Raw genomic sequence first — 5,249 nt, forward strand, 5'->3', positions numbered from 1 at the left:
GCGCACAGCAGCTTGCCGTACTGCGCGATGGCGGCCTCGGCGAAGTCGGGGTCGGCCACGAGCGACGTGCCCAGCACCACGCGCGACACGCCCGCGTCCGCCAGGCGCGCGATGGTGTCGAGCGAGCGCACGCCGCCGCCCACCTCCACCTTGAGCAGGGTCTTGCGCATGATGCGCTCGACGATGGCGATATTCTCAGGGATGCCCGAACGCGCGCCGTCGAGGTCCACCACGTGCAGCCACGTCGCGCCCTGCTCTTCGAACAGCTGCGCCTGCGCGGCGGGGTCGTCGTGGTACACGGTCACGCGGTCGTAGTCGCCTTTGGCGAGGCGGACGGCCTTGCCGCCCAGAATGTCGATGGCTGGAAGCAGGTACATGGCGCTCACGCCCCTTTCACGATGGACACGAAGTTCTGCAGCAGACGCGCGCCCGCATCCGAGCTTTTCTCGGGATGGAACTGCACGCCGTACGCCGCCTCGCCGTACTGGACGGCGCTCGGGAACGTCACGCTGTGCGTCGTCTCGCCGACGACGAAGGGACCCGACGGCGCGATGTAGCCATGCGTGAAGTAGAAGTAAGTGCCCGACGGTATGCCTTCGAACAGGGGGCATTCCTGAAACCTGTCCGCGAGGAGCTCGGCAACGCCCAGTCGCTCAGACAGTCCTGCTCGCTCGGACAGTCCACAGGACTGTCCGGCTCGTGCGGAACTCGCTTGGTGGGCGCCGCCGAACCCCTCGCTGCCGTCTCCGAAATGCACGGTGTTCCAACCTACATGTGGCACCTTGTAGGAGAGGGAGTGTTCATCCTGTTTCGGCATCTTGGTTACCACGCCCGGCAGCACTGCCAGGCCGCGGGCGTTGTGGGTCGAGGTTTCGTCGTCCTCGCGCGGCGCGCCTTCGACGCCTTCTTCGAACAGGAGGTGCATTCCCAGGCAGATGCCGAGGAACGGCACGCCGGCGGCTATGCGCTCGCGGATGGCGTCCATCTGGCCGAGCTCGCGCATGGTGGCGGCCGCGTCGGCGAACGCGCCAACGCCGGGCAGCACGATGGCATCGGCTTTGGCGATGGCGGCGGGATCGCTCGTGACGAGCACCTCGGCGCCCGCCGCGACCAGACCGCGCTCGACGCTTTTGAGGTTGCCCTTATGATAGTCGACCACGGCGATCATAGCGCGCCCTTCGTCGAAGGCAGCGCATCGCCGATGCGGGGGTCGAGCTCGACGGCCTGGCGCAAGGCGCGCGCTGCGGCCTTGAACGACGCCTCCACGATATGGTGCGCGTTCTCGCCAGCCAGGCTGCGCACGTGCAGCGTAAGTCCCGCGTTCGCGGCGAAGGCGATGAAGAATTCCTTGGCCAGCGACGCGTCGAACGTGCCCAGCATGACGCAGGGCACGTCCACGGCCCAGTGCAGCTGGCCGCGCCCCGATATGTCCACGGCCGCCAGCACGAGAGCCTCGTCCATGGGAAGCGAAAGCGACCCGAACCGCGCGATGCCGCGCTTGTCGCCGAGCGCACGCGCAACGGCTTGGCCCAGCACGATGCCCGCGTCCTCCACGGTGTGGTGCGCGTCCACCTCGATATCGCCTTTTGCGCGCACGTCGAGGTCGATCAGGCTATGCCTTCCGAAGGCCGTCAGCATATGGTCGAAGAACGGCACGCCCGTCTCGATGTCGGTCGCACCCGCGCCGTCGAGGTTCACCGCGACGCGGATGTCCGTCTCGTTCGTCGTGCGGACGATTTCGGCGGTTCTCTGGTTCATGGTTGGCCTTTCTTTATCGCTGGTCCAGCAACGTCAGCGAGGGTTTCCGTGGTGCCCGAGATCGTGGGGAGGGCGAGGACGAAGCGCGCCCCGAAGGAAGTCCCCGTAGGGGATACTTCGGTACGCGAGTCCTCGACCTCGCCGCGAGATCGGGCACCACGGGAAGCCGCCCCCTACGGGGACTAGCTTCGCGTCGCAGCCGTCGGCTCGTTCCGTCGGCCGTCAGGTCGACGGAACCTTCAAATCGCACTTGCCCATCACCGCATCGCGCAGCGCGCGCAAAAACGCGTCGTTCTCCTCGGAGGCGCCCACGGTCACGCGCAGGCAGTTCTCCAGATGCGCCGCACGCGAGAAATCGCGCACAAGCACACCGCGCTCGTACAGCGCCTCCCAGATGACGGGCGCGTTCTCCACGCGGAACAGCACGTAGTTCGCATCCGACGGGAAGGGCTTCACGCCGGGAATCCTCTTCAGTCCCTCGATCAGGCGGGCGCGCTCCTCGATGACGGCCAGGATGCCGCGCTCGAACTTCGCGCGGTTCGCGTACACCACGCGCGCAACGGCCTGCGAGACGGCGTCCACCGTATACGGCTGGCGCACCTTGACGAACTCGCGCACGACCTCGGCGTCTCCCAGGATGTAGCCCATACGCGCCCCGGCCAGGCTGAACGCCTTCGAGAACGTGCGCAGGATGACGAGGTTCTTGTGCTGCGCCAGATACGGGCGCATCGTCTGGCGCGAGAACTCGAAGTAAGCCTCGTCCACCATCACGAGCGCATCGGTGGCGTCGAGCAGCCGGAGGATGAACGTCTCGCTGGCAAGCTGCCCCGTGGGGTTGTTCGGGCTGGTCACCACCAGGTAGTCGATACCGCCCTCGGCGACGCGCGCCAGCACGGCCTCCTCGTCGATGGAGAAGTCGGCGCGGCGCGGCACGTCCACCACCGACGTGTTCGTGAGGCGGGCGTTCGCGTCGTACACCGAGAACGTGGGCGGCAGGTTGAGGAACGTGCGCCCCGGCCCGCCCCACGCCAGCGCCAGGTTGAACAAGAGCTCGTCGCCCCCGTTGCCCACCAGCACCTGGTCGCGGTCGAGCCCGTTCGCTTCGGCGATCATGTCGCGCAGGTCGTTGGCCAGCGGGTCCGGGTAGCGGTTGAGGGGCAGGCGCTTCACCTCGCGCATGATGTCGCGGCGGATCTCGTCGTCGACGTCGTGCGGGTTCTCGTTCGCCGAGAGGACGGCGGTGGCGGGCAAATACTTCGGATCGTAGGGCACCACGCCCGCCAGCTGGGGCGCGGCCGCGCACACGCTACGCATCGGCACCCCCGTCTCCGGCCGCGCGGCCCGCTCCGTCGCCGCCCTCGATCCCATACACGTTGCCCGTGTCGAGCAGGTTCTTGCGCATCTCCACGCTCATGGCGTGCGCCCACAGGCCCTCGTGGCGCGCGATGGTGGTTACCATGTCGGCATCGCGGGCGAGCGCCTGCGACGAATACTGGATGACGCTCGACTTCTTCACGAACTCGTCCACCGACAACGGCGAGGCGTAGCGCGCCGTGCCGCCCGTGGGCAGCGTGTGGTTCGGGCCGGCGGCGTAGTCGCCCACGGCCTCGGGCGTCCAGGCGCCCAGGAAGATGGCGCCCGCGTTGCGGATGGCGCCCAAGAGGTCGAAGGCGTGGTCGACGTGCAGCTCGAGGTGTTCGGGCGCGATGGCGTTCACGGCCTCGATGGCTTGCGGCATGCTGTCGCACACGACGATGAGGCCCTGGTCGGCCAGCGATGCCGCCGTGATCTCGGCGCGTGTGGACGAATTGAGGTGGCGCTCAACCATGCGCTCCACCTCGTCGGCGTAGGCCGCATCGAACGTAACCAGGTAGCAGGCGGCCAGCGGGTCGTGCTCGGCCTGCGCCATGAGGTCGATGGCCACGAGCGCCGGATCGGCCGTGGAGTCGGCCACGACGCACACCTCGGACGGGCCGGCGATCATGTCGATGCCCACATCGCCCGACACCACCTTCTTCGCCGCCGCCACGTAGGCGTTGCCGGGTCCGGTGATCTTGGCCACGGGCGCGATGGACTCGGTGCCGTACGCCAGCGCGGCGATGGCCTGCGCGCCGCCCACCGCGTAGATTTCGGTGACGCCCGAGATGCGGCACGCCTCCAAAATGGCCGGATCCAGCGTTCCGTCGGCCGTCGGCGGCGTCACGCATACGATGCGCTTCACGCCGGCCACGGCGGCCGGCAGCGCGTTCATCAGCACCGACGACGGGTACAGCGCGCGCCCGCCCGGCACGTAGATGCCCACGGATTCCAGCGGCTCCACCTTCGAGCCCACGAGCGCGCCGTCCTCGCGCACGGTGAACCAGCTCTGCTGCTTCTGGCGCTCGTGGAAGTCGCGGATCTGTGCGGCGGCCTGACGCAGGGCGCGCGCCGTCTTGTCGTCGACGTTCACGATGGCTTCTGCGATAGCCGCCTGCGACACGCGGAACTCCTCCACGCGCACGCCGTCGAACTGCTCGGTGTAGGCGCGCAGGGCCTCGTCGCCGCGCTCGCGCACGCCCTCGATGATGGCGGTGGCCGCCGTCAGGGCCTGGGCGTTGAACGCGCCGGTGCGCTTGAGGTGGGCGTTGGTGAACTGCTCGCCAGGTTGCAAGATGATGCGGCGCATGGGCTACTCCTTTTCCTCGCCGGCCGGGCTCGCGGAGGCTTCCGCGTTCCGCTGCAGCGTATTCGCCAATTGTACGATACGCGCGTCCGTGCGGAACGCGCAGGTGTTCGAGAAGAAGCGCGCGGTCGACGAAAGGACTTCGTCCACCACCACGAGGTCGTTCTCCTTGAGCGTGGTGCCGGTGGCCGTGATGTCGACGATGCGCTCGGCCATGCCCGTGAGGGGCGCCAGCTCGATGTTGCCGTGCAGCTTCACGATTTCCACCTGCGTGCCCGTCTTCGCGTAGTGGGCGCGCGTGATGTTGGGGTACTTCGTGGCGATGCGCAGCGATCCCAGGCGGCGGTAGTGCTCGCCTGTGGCCTCGGCCGCACCGGCGGGCTCGGCCACCACGAAGCGGCATGCGCCGTATCCGAGGTCGACCAGCTCGACGACGTCGGACTGCGCTTCCAGCAGCGAGTCCTTCCCGCAGATGCCGCAGTCGGCCGCGCCCAGCGACACGAACGCGGGCGCGTCGGTGGGCCGCACGATGACGTACTCGACGCCGGGGTTGCGGATGATGAGCTGACGGCCGGGGTCGTCGAGCCCGGTCGTATCGAGGCCCGCGGCCTCGAGCGCGGCAACCGTGTCGGCGTTGAGCGAGCCCTTCGGCACCGCGATGCGCAGCGGGCGCGCGGCTTCGTCGTCGACCGAGCGCTCGGCGGCGGCGGCCGCGGCCATGGCCTGCTCCAACGAGAACGCGAAGCCGGCGGCCGGGCGGCTCTCGCCGTACGAGCCGATCATGTTGTCGTAGCGCCCGCCGCTGCCCAGCGGCGTGCCCAGCTCGGGC

General features: G+C 68.6%; 6 protein-coding genes. All 6 read right to left on the reverse strand.

Annotated features, from left to right (window positions below; translation table 11 throughout):
* Positions 1-377, reverse strand: a 377-nt coding sequence (locus HMPREF1023_RS03570) for a HisA/HisF-related TIM barrel protein (protein WP_035578523.1), incomplete at its 3' end; no start/stop codon positions are given.
* A 5-nt stretch (positions 378-382) separates the two neighbouring features.
* Positions 383-1,168, reverse strand: coding sequence for an imidazole glycerol phosphate synthase subunit HisH (gene hisH, locus HMPREF1023_RS03575; protein ID WP_009304786.1), 786 nt, complete (start codon positions 1,166-1,168; stop codon positions 383-385).
* Complete coding sequence (gene hisB / locus HMPREF1023_RS03580; RefSeq protein ID WP_009304787.1) at positions 1,165-1,758, reverse strand: imidazoleglycerol-phosphate dehydratase HisB; 594 nt, start codon at positions 1,756-1,758, stop codon at positions 1,165-1,167. The genes hisH and hisB overlap by 4 nt, the downstream gene beginning before the upstream one ends.
* Before the next feature lie 222 nt (positions 1,759-1,980).
* Positions 1,981-3,072, reverse strand: a complete 1,092-nt coding sequence (hisC, locus tag HMPREF1023_RS03585) for a histidinol-phosphate transaminase (protein WP_009304788.1) — start codon at positions 3,070-3,072, stop codon at positions 1,981-1,983.
* Positions 3,065-4,423, reverse strand: coding sequence for a histidinol dehydrogenase (gene hisD, locus HMPREF1023_RS03590; protein WP_009304789.1), 1,359 nt, complete (start codon positions 4,421-4,423; stop codon positions 3,065-3,067). Before hisD ends, hisC begins: the two co-directional genes overlap by 8 nt.
* Positions 4,424-4,426: 3 nt before the next feature.
* Positions 4,427-5,249 (reverse strand): ATP phosphoribosyltransferase (gene hisG / locus HMPREF1023_RS03595; RefSeq protein WP_156788365.1); only part of this gene is annotated, 823 nt, incomplete at its 5' end.

It is taken from the genome of Eggerthella sp. 1_3_56FAA (assembly GCF_000185625.1).
In the GTDB taxonomy this organism is placed as follows: domain Bacteria; phylum Actinomycetota; class Coriobacteriia; order Coriobacteriales; family Eggerthellaceae; genus Eggerthella; species Eggerthella lenta.

Bases quoted from the DNA above. Each gene is read 5' to 3' on its own strand.
- hisD (WP_009304789.1), bottom strand. From the start codon at position 4,423: ATGCGCCGCATCATCTTGCAACCTGGCGAGCAGTTCACCAACGCCCAC.
- hisC (WP_009304788.1), bottom strand. From the start codon at position 3,072: ATGCGTAGCGTGTGCGCGGCCGCGCCCCAGCTGGCGGGCGTGGTGCCC.
- hisH (WP_009304786.1), bottom strand. From the start codon at position 1,168: ATGATCGCCGTGGTCGACTATCATAAGGGCAACCTCAAAAGCGTCGAG.
- hisB (WP_009304787.1), bottom strand. From the start codon at position 1,758: ATGAACCAGAGAACCGCCGAAATCGTCCGCACGACGAACGAGACGGAC.